Source organism: Achromobacter sp. F4_2707 (assembly GCF_047501535.1).
Taxonomy (GTDB): Bacteria; Pseudomonadota; Gammaproteobacteria; order Burkholderiales; family Burkholderiaceae_B; genus Yanghanlia.
Genome location: NZ_JAZDRJ010000003.1, coordinates 160,742 through 186,050, shown reverse-complemented (window position 1 = coordinate 186,050; position 25,309 = coordinate 160,742). Strand labels below are relative to the sequence as shown.

Sequence of the window (25,309 nt, the reverse complement as noted above, 5' to 3'; positions counted from 1 at the left end):
CGCGTCAGAACGCGCTGGCATTCGCTTCGATAATTGCGAATACGTCTTCGCCGACTTCATTGCGCATCTGCGGCCAGACCGTCTCGCGCACGAGGCGGGCCATTTCGCCCAGTTTGTCACCTTCCAGCACGACATAAGTCTTGCCCAGCGCTTCCCATTTATCCACGATATCCTGGTCTGCCTGCCGCGCCTTCTCGAACTGCTCAGTCATCACTTCCAGGGCAGCCTCTTGAATAACGTTCTGGGTTTTAGCGTCGAGAGATTCCCAGACTTCCAAGTTCATGGACAAGACGCCGGTGATGAACTGCTGGCGTGAGCGAACGTAGTTGTCCAGCGTGTCGCGGAAGTACTCATAATCATAGAAAATGACGTTAGCGGCGTCTCCATCGACCACGCCGGTCTGGATCGATGTAAACACCTCACCCCAGTCAATGGCTGCGGTCTGATAGCCCATGGCGCTCAAGGTTTCACCAAACGGGAACACCGGCGGAACGCGAACTTTGAGTGCGCGAGCTTCCTCAACGGTTAGCGCGTACTTGCCTTTGGTCGCTACCCCATTAAAGCCTTCAGGCCAGGCGCCAAAAAATTTCAGGCCGTTTTCTGTATAAATGCCATCCAGCGCGGCGTTCAACCAGCCACCGGGCTTGTAGGCCTCCATCGCCTCTTCCCAGGATGTGAACATGTAAGGTGTATAGATAACGGCGATACGTTTGTCATAAGACGTCATGGGCCAGTTCAGCATCAACTGGACATCCCCTGCGATGTGCTGATCGAACACCTCTTCCTGGCCGCCGAGCTGGTTCTGGTAAAACACACGTGTTTTGATGCCGTCCGCGCCCTCTTCGATAAGCGAGGCCCATTTTTCAATGGCGTCGCCGCTGGGCGAGCCTTTGGCGCCAGAGTCAGTCGCGATGCGCAATGTCTTTGCGCTAACGTGCCCCGCGCTCATGATTAACGCAGCGGAAAGCAGTAAATGACGGAGTTTCAACATCAGGATTCCTTTGGTTTCAATATAATTTTTTCAGATCAGGCTTCAGCGCGATGACGCCAGAGTTCCCACTGGAAGCGGGCGCGCAGGCCCACATCAAACAATGGGCTGGGCGGCAACGCCTGAGGCACCCCTTGCAAGCGAACGTCGTTCAGCAAGTGGTTGTCCACACCACATGCTTCGTCCGCGATCAGCATGCCGCCCGCCGTTGCCTTGGTCAGGCCCACCCCGTTGTGAATGACGGCCGAGTAGACGTTTTCCGCCACTTTCCCAAAGCCGGGAGCGCCATTGCGTGACACGCAAATAATGCCCGTCCAGGTGTGCTCCATGGTGACGCCTTTAAGCATGGGGAAGCGTTCATCAAACAGCGCTTGATGTTCACGCCGCGCCTCGGCGCGCGACTCGTCGCTCATCGCCAGTGTGGGGGCATAAGCCATTTTCTGGCGAATCAGAATGCGTTGATCCGGCGTGCGGCGCATGGTGATGCCCACGAAGGCATTGGCCGGCGTCAGCCCCCATGATTCGAGCCCGCCCAGCCGGGCCTGCTCTTCAGGCGTCATTTGCCGGGTGAGGCTGGCATGGGCGGCCAGTGGAATGATGCGATTCTTGAAATAACTAAACTGGGTCGCCCAGCCGTTCACGGTCAGAATCAGCTTCTTGCCGGTGACTGTGCCATTAGGCGTGCACACTTGAACGCCGTCTTGGTGGGCGATGCTACTAACCGGCGTCTGCTCATAAAGCGTGACATTTTCCGGCAGGGAATCAGCCAGACCATGACACAAGGCAGCCGGGTTCAACAGCACCGTTCCGGGGGTGTAAATGCCCGCTGCGAAATGGTCAAACCCCAATTTGTCATGCAGGGCCTTGCCTTCCAGCCACTCGTGCGGTTCACCCAGAGCTTCCAGCGTTTTTAACGTGGGCTTGAGCACCGTATTGATTCCGTTCTGAGAAACGGCTGCGTGGAACTTGCCGGCCACCTGCCAATCACATTGGATGTCGTACTTAACGACTTGTTCTTTGAGATACGCAATCGCCGCTCGCGCCAGCCGCAGATGGCTTTCTGCTGCAGCCATTTCGCTCATGGAGCTGCCTACGTTATGCGGTGCATCAATGGCGAACCCCGAATTGCGCCCTTGCGCGCCCTCTCCTACGCGATCCGCTTCCAACAAGACGATACTGTCATCCGGGCGATTCTCCGCCAGACGACGTGCTGCAGCCAGACCAGCAAGACCGCCACCAACCACGATCCAGTCGGCCTTTATGGATGCTTTCAGAGGTTTATTAGGGGTGCGCGGTGCAATGATGCGACTCCAGCCGTTTGTGGAGTCATTGCGAGGAAACAACATGATATGACATCAACCATTCATAAGTGTATGGTAATCATACACAGTTGAATGTCAACATACAACCCAGTTGCGCCCCCTGGCGCTATCAAGCAAAGCTTTTTCGCAACACAAGTCAGGCGTTCAAACGCCGTGATTACGGTGTGGGAGTTGAATCTTGCCCGCGCGACGGGGCTGAAACAGATGGGTGGGATAAATGCCAAACGGCCCCGCCGGGTGTTGTAAACCCGGAGAGGCCGTTTGGCTGAGTACTGCACTGCTATTGTGGTCGGGTTAATCGGGCGCGCTGTTCAAAGAAACAACGCACTCGACCGGCTTGCAACCTCAATGCTTGACTACATCGCCGCCAGCAACATCATCCACTTTCTTGGACGTTGCCAGCGCTTCCGCAGCAAGACGCGCTTCTTCTTCATCCGACAGCGGCGTGGGAAGATCTTGCAGCGCCACTTCCAGAACTCGGTCAATCCAACGCACTGGAATGATTTCCAGATGATTTTTGACGTTATCCGGGATTTCGGCGAGATCTTTCACGTTCTCTTCAGGAATCAGCACCGTCTTGATACCGCCCCGATGCGCGGCCAGAAGTTTTTCTTTCAGGCCGCCAATGGCCAAGACTTCGCCACGCAGCGTGATCTCGCCCGTCATGGCGACATCAGCACGCACGGGGATGCCCGTAAGCGCCGACACCATGGCCGTGGTAATGGCAATACCGGCAGAGGGGCCGTCTTTGGGTGTAGCGCCTTCTGGGAAGTGGACGTGCAGGTCACGTTTTTCGAAGGCTGTACTGGCGATACCCCATTTCTGAGCACGCGCCCGCACCACCGTACGTGCAGCTTCAACCGATTCCTTCATGACGTCGCCGATTGAGCCGGTGCGCAGCACCACGCCCTTACCCGGCATGTCAGCCACTTCAATGGTAAGAAGGTCGCCGCCAACTTCCGTCCAAGCCAGGCCGGTTACCTGACCCACCTTGTTTTCTGTCTCGGCCATGCCAAAGGTATAGCGGCGCACACCCAGGAAATCGGAGAGATTTTCAGAGGTGACGCGAATGGCTTCGACTTCAACCACAGGTACCTTGCCCTTGGCGCTTTGTGCACTGGCTTGCTTGGCTGCCGAAGAGGCCTCGGCCACCTGAAGAAGCAGCTTCTTCACCACCTTACGGCAGATCTTGCTGATTTCGCGCTCCAAAGCACGCACACCGGCTTCACGGGTGTAGTAGCGCACAATGTCGCGTACAGCGTCTTCTTCGACGACGAGCTCACCGTCCCGCACGCCGTTATTCTTCATCAGCTTGGGCAACAGGTGGTCGAAAGCAATATGCACTTTCTCGTCTTCGGTGTAGCCCGACAGACGAATCACTTCCATGCGGTCCAGCAATGCAGGCGGAATGTTCAGCGTGTTGCTGGTTGCCACAAACATGACGTCGGACAAGTCGAAGTCGACCTCAATGTAGTGATCCTGGAAGGTGTGGTTTTGCTCGGGGTCGAGCACTTCCAGCAAAGCTGAAGACGGATCGCCACGGAAGTCCGCACCCATTTTGTCGATTTCATCGAGCAGGAAAAGCGGGTTGCGCACGGCCACCTTGGACATATTCTGCAGAATCTTGCCCGGCATGGAGCCAATATAGGTGCGACGGTGGCCGCGGATCTCGGCTTCGTCGCGCACGCCGCCCAACGCCATGCGGACAAACTTGCGGTTGGTCGCGCGGGCGATGGATTGCCCCAGCGATGTTTTACCCACCCCGGGCGGCCCGACCAGACACAGAATCGGTGCTTTGAGCTTATCCACCCGCTGTTGCACAGCGAGGTACTCGATAATGCGCTCTTTCACCTTTTCCAGGCCGTAGTGGTCGGCATCCAGAACTTCCTGGGCATTGGAGATGGAATTATTGATGCGACTCTTCTTGCGCCATGGCAGGCTGATCAAGGTATCAATATAGTTACGCACCACCGTAGCTTCGGCAGACATGGGCGACATGAGCTTGAGTTTCTTGAGCTCGGCATCGGCCTTCTTGCGTGCCTCCTTGGGCATTTGAGCGGACTGGATTTTCTTTTCCAGTTCCTCGATATCAGCGCCCTCTTCGCCCTCGCCCAGCTCCTTCTGAATGGCTTTGACCTGCTCATTCAGATAATAGTCGCGCTGGCTTTTTTCCATCTGTTTTTTGACGCGGCCACGAATGCGCTTCTCAACCTGGAGAATATCAATTTCTTCTTCGAGCTGGCTGAGTAAACCTTCCAGGCGATCGGCCGTGCCCACGACCTCAAGCATGCGTTGCTTCTGATCGAGCTTGAGCGGCAGATGTGCGGCAATGGTGTCGGCCAGGCGAGCCGGATCGTCGATCCCCGTCAGCGAAGTGAGAATTTCCTGGGGAATCTTCTTGTTGAGTTTGACGTATTGCTCGAACTGGGCCATGACGGCGCGGCGTAGCGCTTCGACCTCGGCGCTATCGCCGGTTTCAGGTGCCAGCGGCACAGCCACGGCACTGAAATGGGTTTCGGCGTCTGTCACGCTTTCGATGCGCGCGCGCTGCAGCCCTTCCACCAGCACTTTCACGGTGCCGTCGGGCAATTTGAGCATTTGAAGAATACTGGCCACGCAGCCGATCTCGTAGAGATCCTCGGGGCTGGGGTCGTCCTTGCCGGCCGACTTTTGCGCAACCAGCATAATGTGATTGCCTGCCTCCATGGCCAGTTCCAGCGCCTTGATGGAACGTGGGCGACCAACGAACAGGGGAATCACCATATGCGGAAATACCACCACATCGCGCAATGGCAGAAGGGGTAGATCCATGGGTTCCGAAGTAAGAATCTGGCTCGCAGACATAGTTACTTTCCTTAAAATTTCGGCTGTAGAAGCGAAAGGGAAGCTTGGGGGCATCTGAACAAATCGCCTGGCGATTTGTATGGGGAAGGCCTGAACAATGACTCTGCCTGTTGGCAGGCAAGCAATTCATTCCCTCCTTAAAGCCCCCTGGCTTCCCTTATCAGCGTTTTCCTTGCAGACTAGATGGCGACAGCTTCAGGAATTTCAAGCCGCGCGGCCGAAATGATTGTGATCAGGCTGCCCCTTGAAGTTTGCCGGAAGCTTCCGCCTTGGGGCTTTCCCAGGCTGTGCTTTCCGTGCCATCTTCATAAACCAGCATGGGCACACCCTGACCCGTTACGGCGTTTTCATCCAGCACGACCCGTTTCACGTTCTTCTGGGATGGCAGTTCGTACATGGTGTCGAGCAAGGCCTGTTCCACAATAGAACGCAGGCCGCGCGCACCGGTACGACGCTTGATGGCGCTCTTGGCGATTGCCTTCAGCGCAGCGGGGTGCACTTCAAGTTCGACATCTTCCATCGCAAAAAGTTTCTGGAACTGCTTGATGAGCGAGTTTTTGGGCTCCGTAAGAATACGGACCAATGCGTCTTCATCCAGTTCCTGCAAAGTCGCCAATACCGGCAAACGCCCCACGAGCTCGGGAATCAGACCGAACTTGATGAGATCTTCGGGCTCGACTTCACTGAACAGTTCGCCCACGCCTTTTTCGGTCTTGGTGCGCACGGAAGCAGAGAAACCAATGCCGGAACGTTCGCTGCGGTCGCGAATGACCTTTTCCAGACCATCGAAGGCACCGCCCACGATGAACAGAATGTTGGTGGTATCGACCTGGACAAAATCCTGGTTAGGATGCTTGCGGCCCCCTTGCGGCGGTACGGAGGCAACTGTGCCTTCGATCAGCTTGAGCAAAGCCTGCTGCACGCCTTCACCGGACACATCGCGGGTGATGGAGGGGTTGTCGGCCTTACGCGAAATCTTGTCGATTTCGTCAATGTAGATAATGGCGCGCTGCGCCTTTTCCACATCGTAGTTGCAGCTTTGCAGCAGCTTCTGGACGATGTTTTCAACGTCTTCGCCCACGTAACCGGCTTCGGTCAGCGTGGTGGCATCGGCCATGACGAAAGGCACGTCAAGCATGCGGGCCAGCGTTTGGGCAAGCAACGTTTTACCGGAGCCGGTCGGGCCGATCAGCAGAATATTGCTCTTGCTAAGCTCGACGTCGTCGCCCTTGACTTCGCCATAGCGAATGCGCTTGTAATGGTTATAGACGGCCACGGCAAGCGTGCGCTTGGGCTTTTCTTGCCCAATAACGTAGCCATCGAGGAATTCTTTGATTTCAGCAGGCGACGGCAGCTCATTGCGCACCGTATCACGCGCTGCTTCCTGGGACTCTTCCAGAATGATGTCGTTGCAGAGGTCGATGCATTCATCGCAAATGAACACCGACGGCCCGGCGATAAGCTTGCGCACTTCATGCTGGCTTTTGCCGCAGAAGGAACAATGCAAAGTTTTATCGTCGCTCGAACCTTTTTTTTCGGGCATAGGAATTTCGGATCAATCAAGGCGACGTCATGGCGACGCCGCGAAAGTGGCGACCGGCCTCGCCCATAGCGATTGCCGGTCGGTGAGAAACGCCTGCCTGGATTGTGGCCTCAGCCTTGGCGTCCGGTGTCAAGCCTGATCGGTACGAGAGACCAGAACCTTATCCACCAGCCCATAAGATAGCGCATCTTCAGCAGACATGAAATTGTCACGCTCTGTATCAACCGCGATGCGATCCACGGGCTGCCCCGTGTTGGCAGCAAGAATTTCGTTCAGCCGCTCACGCAGACTGAGGATTTCCTTGGCCTGGATCTGAATATCGGAAGCCTGGCCTTGGGCACCGCCCGAGGGTTGGTGGATCATGATGCGGGAGTTGGGCAAGGTATAGCGCTTACCCTTGGCGCCCGCTGCAAGCAGGAATGCCCCCATACTGGCGGCAATACCCGTGCACAGTGTGGAAACATCCGGCTTGACGAACTGCATGGTGTCGTAAATAGCCATGCCTGCGTATACCGACCCGCCCGGCGAATTGATGTAAAGGGAAATATCTTTATCGGGGTTTTCCGACTCAAGAAACAGCAGTTGCGCCACCACGAGGTTGGCGGAATGATCGGTAACCGGACCAACGAAGAAGATCACCCGCTCGCGCAGCAAGCGCGAGTAGATGTCGTAGGAGCGCTCGCCGCGCCCCGACTGTTCAACCACGATGGGCACATAGCCCAACCCCGTTGGCACTACCGAATTCCCCCCGTACATCGAGGCGTAAAAATCGGTAAAACGCGACATTAGTTTGTCCCCATGAGTTCGTCGAATGCGACGTTTTCGTCTGTAACTTGGGCTTTGGACAACACGTATTCAACAACGTTGTCTTCCAGCACGATGGCTTCAATCTCAGCACGGCGCTGACGATCGGACAGATAGTACGCCACAACTTGCGCAGGCTGCTCGTAGTTCTGAGCGAACTCTTCGATGCGCTCGCGAACTTGCTCAGGCTTGGCTTGGAGATCGGCGCTGTTGACCAGCTCGGAAACCAGCAGGCCCAAACGCACGCGACGCTCGGATTCGGCTTCGAAAGCCTCAACCGGAATCGGCATGCTATCGGCATTAGGCACACCGCGCTGTTTGAGGTCTTCACGAGCTGCGGCTACGCGGCCTTCAGCATCGTTCTTAACCAGCGACTTGGGCACATCGAAGGAGCAAGCTGCCACCAGAGCGTCCATGACGCTACCTTTGTTGCGAGCCTGCACGCGGGCTTTCACTTCACGCTCGATGTTGGTGCGGACATCAGCCAGCAGTTTTTCGACATCGCCTTCGGGCTGGCCCAGTTGCTTGGCGAACTCGGCATCAACTTCAGGAAGAATGCCTTCAGCCACTTCACGTACGGTAATCGTGAACTCGGCGGTTTTACCGGCCACTTCCTCGCTGCCGTATTCTTCAGGGAAAGTCAGCGGGAAAGTTTTTTCCTCGCCGGCTTTCATGCCGGTAACGGCAGTTTCAAATTCGGGCAACATGCGGCCCTGCCCCAGTACGAACGGGAAGTTCTCTGCCTTGCCGCCTTCGAATTCCACGCCGTCGATACGGCCGACGAAATCGAGCGTTACACGGTCGTCAGCGCTGGCTTCACGGCCTTCGCGGGCTTCGTACACGGCACGCTGCTTGCGCAGAATGTCGATCGTGCGCTGGATGTCGGCGTCGGAGACTTCGCACGCACTGCGTGTGATGGCCAGAGCGGAGAGATCGGGCACCTCGACATCGGGATACACCTCGAATGTGGCCGAGAAAGCCAACGTGCCTTCTTCCACACCTTCTGTTTTGGGCTCGAGAGTGGGTGTCCCGGCGACGCGCAGCTCGGTTTCACTCAGCACTTTCTCAAGGCTACGACCCACTTCTTCGTTGATTACATCGTAGCGAATGCCAGGCCCATGGCTACGCTCGATAATAGACAACGGAGCCTTACCTGGGCGAAAGCCTTGCACCTTGGCGTTGCGTGCGACGCGTTTTAGCTGGGCCTGCACTTCCTTTTCGACGTCCTCAAGCGAAACGACCAGATCAACACGGCGCTCAAGGCCGGACAATTTTTCAACCACGGGCTGCATTCGGGACCTATTTAATTTGATGGTAAATAAAAGATTGAACCGGTTATTTTACCGGAAACTGAGACCGGACACCGCATCAGCCGCAGAGCGCATTCGGCGCAGCTTTCACATGCCTCTTCAGCATGATGCCACAGCCTAGCCAAAGCCGAAGCGCTTGGCACAGGAAAAACCCGACAGAAGCTCCCCCGCCCATTAGGTCACTTGCAGGACACGACATCATTACGCTACACTAATGGGCTGTCTTTCTGCAAGGAAAGCAGCTGGTTTTTAGCGAACGTGGCGGAATTGGTAGACGCACTGGATTTAGGTTCCAGCGCCGCAAGGTGTGAGAGTTCGAGTCTCTCCGTTCGCACCATGGATTGAAATCCATTGATTACAGACTTCAATAACTATAAAAATCAATGGTTTATGCTGGTGTCTTGGGGTGATTTGAGCGTGTAATATCAAATATTACACATCAATGCACCCATATTGCCCCCACATCTGCTCCCAGCATGGCTAGTATTACAAAAACCAAAAACGGCTATCGCGCACAGATTTTTATGCGCCTGCCCGGCCACTGAAAGACGATGCGTGGAAAGTATGTCGTTGAGCATCGCCGTGAAGGGTTGGCTCTTCCTCAAAACACGGTTAATCACACGGTTCCAACCGCATTGGGCCAAAACCCGCAAGCGGTAATTTTCAAAATTACTAAAGTCATACACTCAACATGAGAGCATCTCCACTTTTGCGTGGACGCCTTCGCTAACAGGCGTGCACCCCTTAGGGGGAACCGCGTTCATCACGCTTCGCGCACGTCTCCCCTACAATGATCATCATTAGTCAGCAGTCCGTCGGCTCTAAGCGGCCCTGCGACCGCCTTTGTTTGGCGCCGATTCAACTTGAAGTCTTCGTCCATGAAAAAAGATATCTTCCTGCACCCTCTGTTCACTGAAAACGATGTCCGCGGCGTGGTTTTTGACCTCGACGGCACGCTGATCGACAGCGCAGGCGATATTCTGCAAGGCATGCGTATGACGCTTGAGCAAGCTGGGCTTGGTAAATTGCCGGACGATTACTTCCCCGACAATATGCACGGCACGGTTGAAGGCATCCTGCGCACAATAGTTGGCGACATGGGCTGGAATGCGCCTGCAGACTTCACCCCTTTGAATGAAGGCTATCTGGCCAATGCTGCCAAACTTGATTTACAGCGCACCCGAGTTTATGAAGGCGCGCTTGAGGTATTGCAGGCCTGCCGCGAGGCCGGCTTGCCGATGGGGATCTGCACGAATAAAAGCTATGCCGGTGCGATAACCGCTACCCGGAAATTCGGCATTCATGACTTTTTCGACTTCATCACCGGTTGCGATACTTGGTCACACGCCAAGCCTTCACCCGTTCCCTTGTTGGAAACCATACGCATGCTGGGCATAACACCAGACCAGTGTCTCTATTTTGGAGATACGTCCGTAGACGCGCAGTGCGCGGCGTCAGCCGGTGTACGCTTCGTGTTACACCAAGCGGGTTATGCAGACCCTGCCCTGCAGGGGCAACCTGCGCATTTTGTCTTCAGCGATTGGAATGAGCTGCTAGCGCAGGAACAAACCGCCTGACGCCCGCCCGCTATAGCGCAGTTGCCCTCACCAGGACGACAGCCGCGCCTGTTAGCACCCACACATCGTAAAATCACGGCTTTACTCATTTATCGGCAGCGGCCTGGCCAAGGAATAGGATTCCGGCCAATTTGGTACGCTGCCGCAGCGAAACGCCTGTCAAGGATTCACCCGCCATGCCCTCTCAGAACTCCGCCTCGTTGGCGGAACTATACACTTTGCGCGACCTGCTGCGCTACGCAATCAGCCGCTTCCATAGTGCCAACCTCAGTTTCGGGCACGGCAGCGACAATGCCTGGGACGAAGCGGTTTACCTGCTACTACACACCTTGGGGCTGCCGCTGGACACCCTCGAGCCATTTCTGGACGCTCGTGTTCTACCAGAAGAGCGTGAGCGCTTTCTGTACATCGTGGAACGGCGTTGCGTGGAACGCCTGCCGGCCGCCTATTTAACCGGAGAAGCCTGGCTGCAGGGCCACCGTTTTCTGGTGGATGAGCGCGTCATCGTGCCTCGCTCCCCTATTTCTGAGCTGCTGGAAGAATCGCTCCAACCCTGGGTGGAAGGCCCGGTGATGCGAGCGCTGGATCTTTGCACTGGCTCGGGGTGCCTGGCTATTCTGACAGCTTACGCCTTCCCGGATGCACAAGTCGATGCAGTGGACTTGTCTGCCGACGCGCTGGACGTCGCCCGCAGCAATATTGCTCTGCACGGCATGGAAGATCACGTACACGCTTTGCAAAGCGACCTGTTCGACGCCCTACCGGCCAAAGAGCAATACGACCTCATCATTTGCAACCCGCCATACGTCAACCAGAACTCAATGGATGCCCTGCCCCGGGAATACCTGCACGAGCCCGACATGGCGCTGGCGGGGGGCGCTGACGGTATGGATCTTGTCCGCCGTATTCTGCGTGATGCGCCTTCGCGCATGGCGGCGGGCGCACTCCTGGTTCTGGAAATCGGTCACGAGTATGAACACTTCACGGCCGCCTTCCCCCATTTGGAACCCATTTGGCTCGACACAGCCACTACCGAAATGAACATTCTATTGTTGACCAAGGAGCAGCTTGAGTCGTGATACGCGCTTCTGGAATCGTGCTGCGCCGTGGCACTAAGGTTTTGCTCGACGGCGCTGATTTTGTCGTCAACCCCGGCGAACGGGTCGGCATCGTCGGCAAGAATGGCGCGGGAAAATCCACACTGTTCGCCTTGCTGGAAGGCAGCTTAGACGCGGACGCTGGTTCGCTGGAAATTCCCGCTTCTTGGCAGATTGTGAGTGTGGAGCAGGAAATTCGCGAGGTGGATCGCCCCGCACGCGAGTTCGTCATCGACGGCGACCGGCGGCTACGCCGTTTGCAGGCTGAACGTGAAGAAGTCAGCCCTGACGACGGACAGCGAATTGCCGAACTGGAGCAAGCGCTGATCGACGCCGACGCCTGGACGGCTCCTTCGCGCGCTGAACAATTGCTGGCCGGGCTGGGCTTTACCCCCAATCAATGGATGAGCCCAGTGGGGAGTTTTTCCGGCGGTTGGCGCATGCGTCTCGCGCTGGCGCGCGCCTTGATGGCGCCTTCCGACCTGCTGCTGCTGGACGAGCCCACCAACCACTTGGATCTTGATGCCATGTTGTGGCTGGAGCGCTGGTTGGCGGCTTACCCGGGCACAGTCATGCTGATTTCACACGACACAGAGTTTCTGGACGCCGTGGCGCGCGCGATTCTGCATTTCGACCAGGGCAAGTTGCAACGTTATCGCGGCGGCTATGAGGATTTTCTGGAACAGCGCAGCGAGCGCTTGCGCCAGAATCACCTGGCCTGGGAGCGCCAGCAAAAGGAAACGGCCCGCCTGCAAGGGTTTATTGATCGGTTCAAAGCTAAGGCGACCAAAGCCAAACAGGCGCAAAGCCGGGTGAAAGCACTGGCCCGCATGGAAAAGCTCGCCCCCATTCATGCAGAATCGGGGATTGATATCCGCATTCCCGAACCCGAATCCATGCCAGACCCTTTATTGGTGCTTGATGGCGTCAGTACGGGGTACAAGCTCGCGGACGGTACAGTTCGAGAAGTGCTAAAAGATGTCACCCTCATGGTGCGAGGTGGCAGCCGCATCGGCATTTTGGGTGTGAACGGCGCAGGTAAAAGTACCTTAATCAAGACGTTATGCGAGGAACTACCGGTGCTGGCAGGCAGCCGCAATGCCTCGCGCGGGCTGGAAATCGGCTATTTCGCCCAACACCAGCTCGATATGCTGGATGCTGCATCTACACCGTTGCAACACCTGCTGCGTATTGAGCCGCAAACGCGAGAAGTCGAGTTGCGCAGTTACCTGGGAAGCTTTGGTTTTAGCGGCGATACCGTCAACGACCCGGTCGGGCCGATGTCCGGGGGAGAGAAGGCACGTCTGGCCCTGGCACTGATTGTGCGGCGCAAGCCCAACCTGCTGCTGCTGGACGAACCCAGCAACCACCTGGATGTTGAAACCCGCGAAGCTCTGGCAGCCGCATTGGCTGAATTCGGCGGCAGCATGCTGCTGGTTTCTCACGATCGCCACCTGCTACGCACCACCGTGGACAGTTTCTGGATTGTTGCCGACAGTAAGGTGAGCGAATTCGACGGCGACCTGGAAGACTACCGCCAATGGCTGGCCGAACGCGGCAGCCAGCAACGCGCCCAGGAGCGCGACATTCGTGCCGCCCAAGCGGAACAACAAGGCACAGCCGTTGTCGACCGCCGCGCCCAGCGCCGCTTGGAAGCCGAAGCCCGCCAGCAACGCGCCGCCAAGCGCAAGCCCCTGGAAAAAAATCTTGCGAAAGTCGAAGCAGAAATGGAGCGCGCCGCCACACGCATGGCCGAACTCGACACGCTAATCGCCGACCCCGACCTCTACAGCGACGCCCGCCGCGACGAGCGCCTGCAAGTGCTTAGCGAACACGGCGAACTCACCCGCCGCCACGGCGAACTCGAAGAAGAATGGCTCACCCTGCAAGAAGCCCTCGAAACCATCGACCAAAGCTTACGGGAAGCTTAAACCGGGACAGACCCCTTTTAGGTGATGATTTCGAGGCGGGCGACGCCTAGGGCGAGGGTTTTGAGGCCGACGTCGCGGAACTGGACCTGTGCCTGGGCGTCGGTGCCGGCACCGCTTAGTGAGATGACGGTTCCTTCACCGAAACGGGCATGCCGCACGCCAGTGCCGATACGGAATTGTTGATTGCCAACGGTGACGCCAGTGGTGACTGACCGGGCTGGCATGGGCGCGACGCTGGAGGCGCCGGCACTAAAGCCCCTGCCACGGCGGAAAGCGCCCCCCCAGGCGGCGGTGCCTGCCGCTGCAATATGGGAGGTTTCGCGGGGTGACAGCCACTTCAAGTGCTCTTCAGGAATTTCGTCAAGAAAGCGGGAACGCAAGGCATAGCGCGTTTGCCCATGCAGCATGCGGCTTTGCGCCAGTGTAAGGTACAGACGCTCGCGAGCACGGGTGATTGCCACGTACATCAGGCGCCGCTCTTCTTCGAGGCCGGCTGCTTCCAGCAGGCTGTTTTCATGTGGAAATAGCCCTTCTTCCAGCCCGGTGATAAACACGACGTCGAATTCCAGCCCCTTGGCCGCATGCACGGTCATGAGCTGCACAGCCTCTTCTGAGGCAGAAGCTTGGTTTTCACCCGCTTCCAGTGAAGCATGAGACAAGAAAGCAGCCAGCGGCGACATGGCCGTGGTTGCTCCCGAGAAGGCGCCCCCTTCTTCGGCGGGAACCTCTATCGCTCGGCCTGCGGGCAAGCCGTCGTAGCCTTCTTCGCTACTAAAGACTGTGGCGGCATTCACGAGTTCTTGCAGGTTCTCCAGGCGATCCTGGCCTTCGCGATCCGCTTCATAGTGCGCGGCCAAGCTGCTTTCTCGCACCACTTGTTCGATGAGTTCAGGCAAGGTCAGCACCTGAGCGTCGTGCGCCAGGCTTTGAATCAGCGCCGCGAAGCGAGCGACGGCTGCACCCGCCCTGCCCGGCACCAACGGCGATGCCCGGTACAGGCTGGTACCTTGCTCGCGAGCAATATCGGTTAACTGTTCAACACTGCGCGCACCGATGCCCCGGGTGGGGAAGTTCACCACCCGCAGCCAAGAGGTGTCGTCGTGCGGGTTGTCGAGCAGACGCAGGTAAGCCAGAGCGTGTTTGATTTCCTGGCGTTCAAAAAAGCGCAGGCCGCCATAAACGCGGTAAGGAATTCGCGCCGAGAACAAGGCGTGTTCCAGCACCCGCGATTGCGCATTGCTGCGATACAGCAGCGCAATTTCACTGCGACTGCGCCCTTCATTCAGCAAGGCGCGAATTTCTTCCAGCACCCACTGGGCTTCTAGAATATCGGACGGCTGCTCGGTGACACGAATCGGTTCACCGTGGCCTTGTTCCGTCCAGAGGTTTTTACCCAAGCGCCCGGAGTTGTTTTCGATCAGGGCGTTGGCGGCATCAAGAATATGGCCGTAAGAACGATAATTCTGCTCGAGGCGAATGACATTGCCATGGGCATAATCGCGCTCGAAATCAGCCATATTGCCCACGTTCGCGCCCCGAAACGCGTAAATGGATTGGTCGTCGTCGCCCACAGCGAACACCGCTGCACCACCGCCCGCCAGCAGGGTGACCCACTTGTATTGAAGGGTGTTGGTGTCCTGAAACTCGTCGATGAGAATGTGGCGGAACCGGCGCTGATAGTGTTCACGAACCGGCGCGTTATTCTTCAGCAGTTCGTAAGCACGAAGGAGAAGTTCAGGGAAATCCACCACGCCTTCTCGTTCGCACTGCGCCTGGTATAGCTCGTAAATTTCCACCATGCGGCGCCGGAAGGCGTCGTGAGCCTCCACCGCATGCGGCCGCAAGCCCTCTTCCTTGGCCCCATTGATGAAGCGCTGTACATCGCGGGGTGGGAATTTTTCATCGTCGATATTGCTGGCCTTTAGCAAGCGCTTGATGGCGGCGAGCTGATCCTGGCTATCGAGAATCTGGAAGGTTTGGGGCAACCCGGCGTCACGGTGGTGGGCCCGCAATAAGCGGTTGCACAGGCCGTGAAACGTGCCCACCCACATGCCGCGGGTGTTGATCGGCAACAGGCTGGTAAGCCGGGTGAGGAGCTCTCGAGCTGACTTATTGGTAAACGTTACGGCCAGAATACCCGCGGGGCTGACTTGACCGGTTTGAACCAGCCAGGCGATGCGCGTGGTGAGTACACGGGTTTTACCGCTGCCCGCGCCTGCCAATACCAAAGCATGTTCAGCAGGAAGCTGAACCGCTTCCTGCTGTTGTGGATTCAGCCCTTCTATCATGCCGCGTAGCGGCGCAGACGCAAGGCGAATTGCTCCAGGCTATCGATGCCGCTTTGCTGAGCGCGCGCGCACCATTCCTGAAGATCGGCCAAGAGTTGTTCGCTGCTGGCACTGGAGCTTTCCCAAAGGCGGGCCAGTTCGGCGCGCATTTTTACCATGGTGGAAAGCGATTCGTGCTGAGCTAGTACAGATTCAATTTCAGCCAACTGCGCCGGGGCGAGTTTGTCGTCGTCGCGGGCAAGCAGCTTCTGGGCGCGCTTCAGCAAAGCAATATTTGCTGTGTCGTTGGCGGACGCCTTAAGAGATTGAAGCTCTGCGGCCGCAGCCTTACGCACCATGCGGGTGTACTTGGCAAGAATCTCGTAACGGTGAGTAATGACCGCCTGCAAAGTAGCGAGATCAACTGAGCTTTTGGCGTCTTCGACTTTGAGACGCGGAGCGACCCGGCGAATCGTGGCCAGCTTGAAAAACGCCAGTATGCGAATGTACAGCCAGCCGATGTCGAATTCCCACCATTTCGCGGAGAAACGGCAGGACGTGCCATGCGCGTGGTGGTTGTTATGCAGTTCTTCGCCACCAATGATGATGCCCAAGGGGAACACGTTGGTGCTGGTGTCGGGGCTGGCATAGTTGCGATAGCCGATGTAATGGCCCAGGCCATTTACCACGCCGGCGGCCCAGAATGGGATCCATGCCATCTGGATGGCCCAGACAGTGAGGCCCAAAGCGCCAAACAGGGCGAGATCGATGCCCAGCATGATGAGAATACCCAGGGCGCTGTGGCGCGAATACAGGTTGCGTTCGAGCCAGTCGTCGGGCGTGCCGTGCCCAAAGCGCTTGAGTGTTTCGGCATTGGCGGCTTCATCGCGATAGAGTTCGGCGCCACGGAAGAACACTTTGCCAATACCGTAGACTAACGGTGAGTGAGGATCGCCTTCACGTTCGACATACGCGTGGTGCTTGCGGTGGATGGAGACCCATTCCTTGGTGACCATCCCGGTTGTGAGCCACAACCAGAAGCGGAAAAAATGCATGGCGGCGGGGTGAAGATCAACCCCACGGTGGGCCTGGCTGCGATGCAGAAAGACAGTCACCGAAACGATGGTGATGTGCGTCAACCCCAAAGTAATGAGGGCGACTTGCCACCATGACAATTGAAGAAGGCCACCAGCCAGATAATGAAAGACTTGGTCCATATTGGGTAAGTACGGTTCCCCGTTTTGTAAGAATCCTAAAAATTTTACCCTGGATGGACGTCCAGGGACAGTGGTATTACCACTCTATGCCACTCAACTGTGACAGCCTATTACGACTTACGCCGTTGCATCACGGCAGCGAAGAAACCATCGGTGCCATGCAAGTCAGGCCGCAACTGCAGATAAGGCCCTTGCATATCCAAGCCTGGGCAGCGGTCCCGGGCAATGGCTGGGGCATCCAGCAGCTCGAAGTCGGCATTGGCTTGTAAGAAGGCTTCCACCTGCCGCTCGTTTTCTTCCGGTAACAAAGAACACGTTGCGTACACCAGCCGCCCGCCCGGCGCCACACATGCGGAAGCCTCGCGCAGAATACGTTGCTGCAACTGCTGAAACTCGTTCAACGCTTCCGGGTGCTGACGCCATTTCAAGTCAGGGTTACGACGCAAGGTACCCAAACCTGAACATGGTGCATCTACCAGCACGCGCTGTGCCTTGCCCCTGAGCCGTTTGACTCGTTGGTCCGTAGAAGGTTCGATCACCACTGGCACAATATTCGACAAGCCGCTACGCGCAAAACGCGGTTTGGCCCGTGCCAGGCGCGCCTGGGAAATATCAAAGGCATACAGCCTGCCGGTGGATCGCATCAGCGCACCCAACAACAAAGTCTTACCCCCTGCCCCGGCGCAGAAGTCGATAATCATCTCGCCGCGTTTGGGCGCCATCAGCGACACCAGAATCTGGCTGCCTTCATCCTGAACCTCGATTTCGCCCTTCTCGAACTGCGGCCAACGCGACACCGAAGGCCGGCCTTTGAAGCGGATGCCCCAGGGGCTGTAGGGGGTGGCTTGCGGCTCAAAGCGCGCTGCCGGGCCACTGAGAAAGCCGGCCATTACCTCTTCGCGGGTAACCTTCAGCGGGTTGACGCGGATATCCAGCGGCGCGGGCTGGTTTAAAGCCGCAACCAAACTATCGCTGTCTGGCAATGCCGCCAGTTTTTCGTCCAGCCAGTCAGGCAGGCTTTCGCGTATCGCCCGCGGCATAGCCTGCCGATCAATGCGGCGAATGTGCTCCAACCAAGCGTGCTCCTGCGCTTCCAAACCAGGCTTGAGGAAGTCGTCGGGCAGTGTGGCGTCAAGGCCTAGAATCGCAAGACGCCGCGCCGCCGCGCCGCTACCGCTTTCTGCAAGATTGCGGTAAAGCCGCAAGTGGCGCAACACATTGAATACGGCTTCGGTCACTTCAGCGCGGTCTCGCACGCCCATTTTGGAATGACTGCGCATCCAGCGCGACAGCACCTGATCGGCGGGGTGTTGCCATTGCAAAATCTCACCCAGTACGCTGCGCACTTGCTCAATACGCGCAATCGCGGGAACGTAAGTCCGGTCGGCGCCTGCGCGACTCTCACGGCCTCCCCGGCTTGGCGCAGTGCCGGCCCCTGGCTTTTTCGCCGAACGCTGCGGGTGTGCCGGTTTTTCACGCCGACGCTCTGCGGCAGCCGTCGTTGAAGACGCCCGTTTCGGCGGGCGCGGTACTTGGGTGGTCATGAATGCTCCTTGCCAGGCTCACTGAACAGCGCGCCGTCCGGCAGAAATGCGCGACTGGCAACCCCTGCCACACGCACAATTTGATTTGGGTCCAAGGATACACGCCCCTGAGCCAACCAGCACACGACTTCAGCGTACAGCTTGTGTTCAACGGCCAAGAGGCGGGAAGCCAACACATCCGCGTCGTCATCCGCCAACACAGGCACTATGCCCTGGGCAACAATCGGGCCGTGATCCAGCTCAGCTGTCACGAAATGCACGGTGCAGCCGTGCCACTGCACGCCCATGTTCAAAGCTTGCTGGTGAGTATGCAGCCCTGGGAACGCAGGCAGCAGCGAGGGGTGTATATTCAATAAACGCCCTTCATAGCGCTGCACAAAAGCAGGTGTAAGCACCCGCATGAAACCGGCCAGCAACACATAGTGTGGCTTGTAAGCATCAATCACTTGCGCCAGCGCCTGGTCAAATTCCTGACGTGTTGCATAGTCGCGATGCGGGACGGCATGGGTGGCGATGCCGCGTTCGGCGGCCCACGCCAAACCCGCAGCATCCGCGCTGTTGGACACAACGGCACACACTTGGGCGGGCAGCTTATGCTGCTCGATAGTGTTGACGATGGTTTGCATGTTTGAGCCCCGTCCTGAGATCAATACGACGAAGCGACAAGGGCTATTTTCGAGGTTGGCCACGATAATTCCTGAGTTAAGCGTCGCAAAATTGTAAACTCCCGCCTGTGAAAACGAGTTGCCACCTCTATCGACGCCTGCCTCGCCACGACACACAGCGCCCCAGCGCCGTGACGATTGGCAATTTTGACGGCGTACATCTGGGCCACCAAGCCATCCTGGAGCGCGTTCGCGCGCATGCGGATGGCTATGGCATGGCGCCCACTGTCATGACGTTCGCCCCGCACCCGCGCGCGTTCTTCGCTGCGCGTGCGGGCAAGCCCGAGCTCGCCCCAACCCAGATCAGCTCACTGCGCGACAAAATCCAGCTGTTGCACCAGTTTGGCATGCAGCAGATCGTTTTGGCTCGCTTCGATACCCAGCTGTCTAGCATGAAGCCGGAAGACTTCATCCAGCGCTTGCTGATTGAAGGGCTGAACACGCGCTGGCTGCTGGTCGGCGAGGACTTCCGCTACGGCCACAAGCGCAGCGGCGACATTGACCTGCTGCGGCGCATGGGCCGCCAGCTTGGTTTCACGGTGGAAACCATTGCCGATATCCCGGACGATAGCGGCCGCCGCATATCGAGTTCCGAGTTGCGCCATGCGCTGGCCGAAGGCGACTTGGAACGCGCCCATAGCCTGCTTGGTTATCGCTATTGCGTGAGCGGCCATGTGGGCCACGGGCAGAAAATCGGCCGCAGCATCGGTTACCGCACCCTCAACCATCGCATAGCGGAAAACAGCGCCTTACGTAACGGTGTTTACATTGTGCGGGTGCACGGCCTGGGGCCTGCCCCCTTACCGGGTGTGGCCAGCCTAGGCGTGCGCCCCACCGTCACTGAACAAGGCCGCCGCGTGCTGGAAACCCACTTGCTGGATTGCGATATTGACGCTTACGGTAAACTCAGCTCTGTTGAATTCATCCGCTTCCTGCGCGATGAAGAAAAATTTCCAGATCTTCCCACACTGATCGCCGCCATTGATGACGACGCGCGGCGCGCCCGAGAATACTTCGCCTTCCATGGACTATAGAAAAAGCCTCAACCTGCCTGAATCCCCATTTCCCATGCGCGGCAACCTTGCCAAGCGCGAGCCCGGCTGGGTCGCCGAGTGGGAAGAAAACAAAGTTTACGCAGCCATCAGGCAGGCCAGTAAGGGAAGGCCTAAATTCGTGCTGCACGATGGCCCGCCCTATGCCAACGGCAACATTCACATCGGCCACGCCGTTAACAAGATTCTGAAAGACATCATCGTCAAGAGCCGCAATATGGCTGGCTTTGATGCGGTTTATGTGCCGGGCTGGGACTGCCACGGCATGCCCATCGAAATTCAGATTGAAAAGAAATACGGCAAGAATCTGCCTGTGGCCGAGGTACAGGCCAAGGCGCGTGCCTACGCTTACGAACAAATCGACAATCAGCGCACTGAATTCAAGCGCCTGGGCGTTCTGGGAGACTGGGAAAACCCCTATCTCACCATGAACTACAGCAATGAAGCCGACGAGCTACGCGCGCTTTCGCGCATTATGCAAAAAGGCTTTGTATTCCGTGGCCTTAAGCCCGTGAACTGGTGTTTCGATTGCGGCTCGGCCCTGGCCGAGGCCGAAGTCGAATATGCCGACCGCAAAGACCCTTCCATCTATGTCGCCTTCCCATTTAACGACCCCGCCAAAGTCGCCGCAGCGTTTGGTGTGAGCGACGTTGAAGCGGGCGCGGCAGTAATCTGGACCACCACGCCCTGGACCATTCCCGCCAACCAGGCGCTGAATGTCCACCCTGAATTCGAATACGCGCTGGTCCGCCTTGAAACCCCTCGCGAAACCGGCGCTCTGTTGCTGCTGGCCAAAGACCGTGTCGAAGCCTGCCTGGAAGAATGGGGCCTGAAAGGCGAAGTCATCGCGACGGCCATGGGCGAAAAGCTCTCCCACGTCGAGTTCCGCCACCCTCTTTACGAGGCGCATGAAGGCTATCGCCGTGTATCGCCGATTTACTGCGGCGACTACGTGACACTGGATTCCGGCACCGGCGTGGTGCACTCCGCCCCCGCCTATGGGGTGGAAGACTTCGTATCCTGCAAAGCACATGGCCTGGCTGATGACGACATCATCAACCCGGTCAAAGGCGACGGCCACTACGCCGACAGCCTGCCCTTGTTTGGCGGCCACACCATCTGGAAAGCCAACCCGCTGATTGTTGAAGCGCTGAAACTGGCAGGCACGTTGCTGAAAGTGGAAATGATGTCCCACAGCTACATGCACTGCTGGCGCCACAAGACTCCTGTCATCTACCGCGCCACCAGCCAGTGGTTTGCGGGGATGGACCGCAAGCCTTCCGAAGGCCCCAGCCTGCGCGAAATGGCCTTGCAAGGCGTAGAGGACACCGCCTTCTACCCCGCTTGGGGTAAGGCGCGACTGCACGCCATGATCGCCAACCGCCCGGACTGGACTCTGTCGCGTCAGCGCCAGTGGGGCGTGCCCATGGCGTTCTTTGTTCACAAGGAAACGGGTGAGCTGCACCCCCGCACGCCTGAGCTGATGGAAGCGGTGGCGCAACGTATTGAACAGCACGGCATTGAAGCCTGGCAGTCGCTCGACCCCGCTGAATTGCTGGGCGAAGACGCCAAACACTACGAAAAAAACCGCGACACCCTGGATGTCTGGTTTGACTCCGGCACCACCCACGCCACTGTGCTGGGCGGCCGCGGTCAGGTCGTTAAAGGTTCGCACGCCGAAGAACTCACCTGGCCCGCCGACCTCTATCTGGAAGGCTCCGACCAGCATCGTGGCTGGTTCCATTCCTCGCTGCTCACTGGCTGCATGCTCTATGGCCGCCCGCCCTACAAAGCCTTGCTGACCCACGGTTTCGTGGTCGATGGCGAGGGCCGCAAAATGAGTAAATCGGTTGGCAACGTAGTGGCTCCGCAAAAGGTCTCCGACTCACTTGGCGCGGAAATTCTGCGCCTCTGGACGGCCGCTACCGACTATTCCGGCGAACTATCCATTTCCCAAACCATTCTTGACCGAGTGGTGGAAAGCTATCGCCGCATCCGCAACACGCTGAAGTTCCTGTTGGGCAACGTCAGCGACTTCGACATCAACACCCAGGCTGTGTCCCCGGAAGAGATGTTCGAAATCGACCGCTATGCGCTGGCCATGACAGCCGCCATGCAAAAAGACGTGCAGGCGTGGTACGAAAGGTATGAATTCCACCCGGCTGTGGCGCGTCTGCAGGTGTTCTGCTCCGAAGACCTGGGCGCTTTCTATCTCGACATCCTGAAAGACCGCCTGTACACCACCGCAGCAGACAGCCTGGCAAGGCGCTCGGCACAGACCGCCCTGTGGCATATCACCAATGGCCTGCTCAAGCTGATGGCGCCGATTCTGTCCTTCACTACAGAAGAAGCCTGGAAGTGCCTGCATGCCGATACGCAGCCGCTCACCATTTTCACGGAAACCTATCACGCCTACCCCGAACAGGGCGATGCCCAGGCTTTGAAGGAAAAATGGGCGCGCCTGCGCGATATCCGTGCCGAAGTCATGCGCCGCATCGAAGATGTTCGCGCAACAGGCAAAGTCGGCTCATCGCTGGCGGCGGAAATCGACATCTATGCCCAAGGCCGCGACCTTGAATGGCTGCAATCGCTGGGCGACGATCTGCGCTTTGTGCTGATTGTTTCGCGTGCCACCGTCCATGCGGGCAGCGACGCCACACTCCGCATTGATGTCCAACCCAGCCCTGAGCAGAAATGTGAGCGCTGCTGGCACCACCGTGCCGACGTCGGTTCAAACGCCGACCACCCCACGCTGTGTGGCCGCTGTTCGGACAACCTCTTTGGCGACGGCGAGCCGCGTCAACATGCCTGAACAACACCCTGCCCAAGATCAACCAGATGTCACGCAAGTAGCCCCCAGCCGCCGCCCCGTGCTGGCTTGGGGGCTGTTGGCGGCCGTCATTATCGGCTTGGACCAAGCCACCAAAGTCTGGTTTGATACGGCGTTGCAGTATGGGGAACGCTGGCACATTCTGCCGTTTTTTGACTTCACCCTGCTGTACAACACGGGGGCGGCCTTTAGTTTCCTGGCCGACGGCCAAGGCTGGCAACGCTGGCTTTTCACGCTAATCGCGCTGGCTGCCACCGTCATCATCGCCCGCTTGCTATGGAAGTATCCGCAGCAAAAGCTGTTTTGCGGCGCGCTGGCCTGCATTCTGGGAGGAGCACTGGGCAACGCCATCGACCGCGTACTATATGGCCATGTGGTGGATTTTCTGCTGTTCTACTGGCAGGATAGGTATTTCCCCGCGTTCAACGTCGCGGATGTCGCCATCACGCTTGGCGCCATCCTGCTGGTTTTGGACGAAATCCTGCGCTGGCGTCGCGAAAAGCGGCAACGCGCTCAACTTTGAGTCGTCACCATGCTGGAACTTGCCAATAAACGCATTGTGCTCGGTCTGACGGGCGGCATCGCCTGCTATAAGGTCGCCGAATTTGTCCGCCGCGCCATTGATCAAGGCGCCGTCATTGATGTGGTCATGACTGAGGCGGCCACGCACTTCATTACCCCCGTCACCATGCAAGCGCTGTCGGGGCGCCCGGTCTACCTGGACCCATGGGATGCCCGCGTGCCCAATAATATGGCGCACATCAACCTGACACGCGGGGCCGACGCCATTCTCATCGCACCGGCCAGCACCGACTTCATGGCCAAATTGGCGCATGGCTTGGCCGACGACCTACTCTCCACGCTGTGCGTGGCGCGTGGCAACTGCCCCTTGCTGGTGGCGCCTGCCATGAATCGCGAAATGTGGTTGAACCCCGCCACTCAGCGAAATGCCGAGCAATTGCGACGCGACGGCGTGCGCTTGCTCGGCCCCGCCGAAGGCGAACAAGCGTGTGGCGAAACGGGTGGCGGGCGCATGCTGGAACCCGACCAAATACTGGCCGAACTCATTGCCTTCTTCCAGCCCAATACACTGGCCGGGCAGCGCGTCCTGATTACCGCCGGTCCCACCTCTGAACGCATCGACCCGGTGCGGGTCATCACCAACCGCAGTTCTGGAAAAACCGGCTATGCCATTGCACGCGCCGCGTACGAAGCGGGCGCGGAAGTGATATTGGTCAGCGGCCCAACGCCCTTGCCCACCCCCTATGGGGTCACCCGCATCAATGTGGAAAGCGCCCGGCAGATGCACGCCGCCGTCATGCAATACGCCGCCAACAGCGATGTATTCATCTCCGTAGCCGCCGTCGCTGATTGGCATGTGGTGAACAGCAGCGATCAGAAGCTTAAAAAGACTTCGGGTAGCGGCGCTCCGCAGCTGGAATTCGCCCCCAACCCAGACATCCTCGCCGAGGTGGCTGCCATGGAAAACGGCCCCTGGTGCGTAGGCTTTGCCGCCGAAACCGAGAACCTCGCCGAATATGCCGAAGCCAAGCGCCGCCGCAAAGGCGTGCCCTTGCTGGTGGGGAATCTGGCCCAACAGGTAATGGACGCTGAACTCACTGAAATGGTGTTGTTCGAAGAGCGCGGCCAAACTGCCTTATCGCCTCAACCTAAACTACAGGCTGCTCGCGCACTGGTCAGTGCCATCGCCCAGCGCCTGCCAAGGAAGTAAACATCCCATGAGACGCATCGCCCTGAAGATTCTTGACCCGCGCATGACCGATTACTTGCCCAGCTATGCCACACGCGGGTCGGCCGGGTTAGATTTGCGCGCCTGCATCGACGCCCCGCTGACGCTGCAACCGGGTGCGACGGAACTCATCCCCACGGGCTTATCCATTCATATCGCCGACCCGGCCTACGCCGCCATGATTCTGCCGCGCTCGGGGCTGGGCCATAAACACGGCATTGTGTTGGGTAATTTGGTGGGTTTGATCGATTCCGACTACCAAGGCCCGCTCATGGTGTCGGCATGGAACCGTGGCAGTGAGCCCTTTGTGCTGGAACCCATGGAGCGCTTGGCACAACTGGTTGTTGTACCCGTTCAACAGGTGGAATTCGACATCGTTGATGAATTCGAAGACAGCAGCCGGGGTGCGGGCGGCTTTGGCAGCACCGGCAGGAATTAACGGATCTTCCCATGATGGCCGGCTGAAATTCCCCAGACTGGCTGACATTTCCACATTCGGCTGGTACTCCGACAGCCAGCTCACATGTCCTGGGTCGGCGCGTCTCCCGAGACAGGCCGATAAATCCAC

At 58.0% G+C, this 25,309-nt stretch carries 18 protein-coding genes and 1 tRNA gene; 9 read left to right on the top strand and 10 right to left on the bottom strand.

The features are described 5' to 3' along the window. Nucleotides 1–4: 4 nt before the first annotated feature. The 6 genes from dctP to tig form a co-directional block, all read right to left on the bottom strand. Nucleotides 5–991 carry a TRAP transporter substrate-binding protein DctP gene (gene dctP, locus VRY85_RS04505; protein ID WP_414597406.1) on the bottom strand — a complete coding sequence of 329 codons (987 nt, stop codon included), beginning with the start codon at nucleotides 989–991 and terminating at the stop codon, nucleotides 5–7. Nucleotides 992–1,026: 35 nt separating this feature from the next. Continuing rightward, nucleotides 1,027–2,334 (bottom strand): NAD(P)/FAD-dependent oxidoreductase, encoded by a 1,308-nt coding sequence (locus VRY85_RS04500; RefSeq protein ID WP_414597405.1) that lies wholly within the window; start codon nucleotides 2,332–2,334, stop codon nucleotides 1,027–1,029. A gap of 321 nt (nucleotides 2,335–2,655) precedes the next feature. Beyond that, the gene (gene lon, locus VRY85_RS04495; RefSeq protein WP_414597404.1) at nucleotides 2,656–5,154 is read right to left on the bottom strand and encodes an endopeptidase La; all 2,499 of its coding nucleotides are present in this window, start codon (nucleotides 5,152–5,154) and stop codon (nucleotides 2,656–2,658) included. 232 nt (nucleotides 5,155–5,386) lie between these two features. Then, the gene (gene clpX / locus VRY85_RS04490) at nucleotides 5,387–6,697 is read right to left on the bottom strand and encodes an ATP-dependent Clp protease ATP-binding subunit ClpX (protein WP_414597403.1); all 1,311 of its coding nucleotides are present in this window, start codon (nucleotides 6,695–6,697) and stop codon (nucleotides 5,387–5,389) included. 129 nt (nucleotides 6,698–6,826) lie between these two features. Then, on the bottom strand, nucleotides 6,827–7,483 hold the full coding sequence (gene clpP / locus VRY85_RS04485; RefSeq protein WP_414597402.1) for an ATP-dependent Clp endopeptidase proteolytic subunit ClpP: 657 nt from the start codon (nucleotides 7,481–7,483) through the stop codon (nucleotides 6,827–6,829). Next, nucleotides 7,483–8,793, bottom strand: coding sequence for a trigger factor (tig, locus tag VRY85_RS04480; RefSeq protein ID WP_414597401.1), 1,311 nt, complete (start codon nucleotides 8,791–8,793; stop codon nucleotides 7,483–7,485). Before tig ends, clpP begins: the two co-directional genes overlap by 1 nt. A 270-nt stretch (nucleotides 8,794–9,063) precedes the next feature. On the opposite strand from tig, the gene VRY85_RS04475 reads away from it, so the two are divergent. From VRY85_RS04475 to VRY85_RS04460, 4 genes are all read left to right on the top strand, one after another. Further along, nucleotides 9,064–9,148, top strand: a tRNA-Leu gene (locus tag VRY85_RS04475). A 541-nt stretch (nucleotides 9,149–9,689) separates the two neighbouring features. Then, entirely contained in the window at nucleotides 9,690–10,388 is a 699-nt protein-coding gene (locus VRY85_RS04470) for an HAD family hydrolase (protein ID WP_414597400.1), read from the top strand. Nucleotides 10,389–10,564: 176 nt separating this feature from the next. Continuing rightward, nucleotides 10,565–11,467, top strand: coding sequence for a 50S ribosomal protein L3 N(5)-glutamine methyltransferase (gene prmB / locus VRY85_RS04465; protein ID WP_414597399.1), 903 nt, complete (start codon nucleotides 10,565–10,567; stop codon nucleotides 11,465–11,467). Next, entirely contained in the window at nucleotides 11,464–13,416 is a 1,953-nt protein-coding gene (locus VRY85_RS04460; RefSeq protein WP_414597398.1) for an ATP-binding cassette domain-containing protein, read from the top strand. Before prmB ends, VRY85_RS04460 begins: the two co-directional genes overlap by 4 nt. A gap of 17 nt (nucleotides 13,417–13,433) precedes the next feature. On the opposite strand, the gene VRY85_RS04455 is transcribed toward VRY85_RS04460, so the two are convergent. From VRY85_RS04455 to purN, 4 genes are all read right to left on the bottom strand, one after another. Next, the gene (locus VRY85_RS04455; protein ID WP_414597397.1) at nucleotides 13,434–15,704 is read right to left on the bottom strand and encodes a UvrD-helicase domain-containing protein; all 2,271 of its coding nucleotides are present in this window, start codon (nucleotides 15,702–15,704) and stop codon (nucleotides 13,434–13,436) included. Further along, on the bottom strand, nucleotides 15,701–16,900 hold the full coding sequence (locus VRY85_RS04450) for a fatty acid desaturase (RefSeq protein ID WP_414597396.1): 1,200 nt from the start codon (nucleotides 16,898–16,900) through the stop codon (nucleotides 15,701–15,703). Before VRY85_RS04450 ends, VRY85_RS04455 begins: the two co-directional genes overlap by 4 nt. A gap of 110 nt (nucleotides 16,901–17,010) precedes the next feature. Then, nucleotides 17,011–18,180 carry an RsmB/NOP family class I SAM-dependent RNA methyltransferase gene (locus VRY85_RS04445; protein ID WP_414597498.1) on the bottom strand — a complete coding sequence of 390 codons (1,170 nt, stop codon included), beginning with the start codon at nucleotides 18,178–18,180 and terminating at the stop codon, nucleotides 17,011–17,013. A gap of 260 nt (nucleotides 18,181–18,440) precedes the next feature. After that, nucleotides 18,441–19,133 (bottom strand): phosphoribosylglycinamide formyltransferase, encoded by a 693-nt coding sequence (purN, locus tag VRY85_RS04440; RefSeq protein WP_414597395.1) that lies wholly within the window; start codon nucleotides 19,131–19,133, stop codon nucleotides 18,441–18,443. Nucleotides 19,134–19,177: 44 nt separating this feature from the next. Between purN and VRY85_RS04435 the strand changes: the two genes are divergently transcribed. Genes VRY85_RS04435 through dut form a run of 5 tightly spaced genes read left to right on the top strand, consistent with a single transcriptional unit; the run spans nucleotide 19,178 to nucleotide 25,180 of the window. Continuing rightward, nucleotides 19,178–20,143, top strand: coding sequence for a bifunctional riboflavin kinase/FAD synthetase (locus VRY85_RS04435; RefSeq protein WP_414597394.1), 966 nt, complete (start codon nucleotides 19,178–19,180; stop codon nucleotides 20,141–20,143). Beyond that, nucleotides 20,133–22,973 (top strand): isoleucine--tRNA ligase, encoded by a 2,841-nt coding sequence (ileS, locus tag VRY85_RS04430; protein ID WP_414597393.1) that lies wholly within the window; start codon nucleotides 20,133–20,135, stop codon nucleotides 22,971–22,973. The genes VRY85_RS04435 and ileS overlap by 11 nt, the downstream gene beginning before the upstream one ends. Then, nucleotides 22,966–23,514, top strand: coding sequence for a signal peptidase II (gene lspA / locus VRY85_RS04425; protein WP_414597392.1), 549 nt, complete (start codon nucleotides 22,966–22,968; stop codon nucleotides 23,512–23,514). The genes ileS and lspA overlap by 8 nt, the downstream gene beginning before the upstream one ends. A 9-nt stretch (nucleotides 23,515–23,523) precedes the next feature. Further along, nucleotides 23,524–24,723, top strand: a complete 1,200-nt coding sequence (gene coaBC, locus VRY85_RS04420) for a bifunctional phosphopantothenoylcysteine decarboxylase/phosphopantothenate--cysteine ligase CoaBC (protein ID WP_414597391.1) — start codon at nucleotides 23,524–23,526, stop codon at nucleotides 24,721–24,723. Nucleotides 24,724–24,730: 7 nt separating this feature from the next. Then, nucleotides 24,731–25,180 (top strand): dUTP diphosphatase, encoded by a 450-nt coding sequence (gene dut / locus VRY85_RS04415; RefSeq protein WP_414597390.1) that lies wholly within the window; start codon nucleotides 24,731–24,733, stop codon nucleotides 25,178–25,180. The last annotated feature ends 129 nt before the right edge of the window (nucleotides 25,181–25,309 follow it).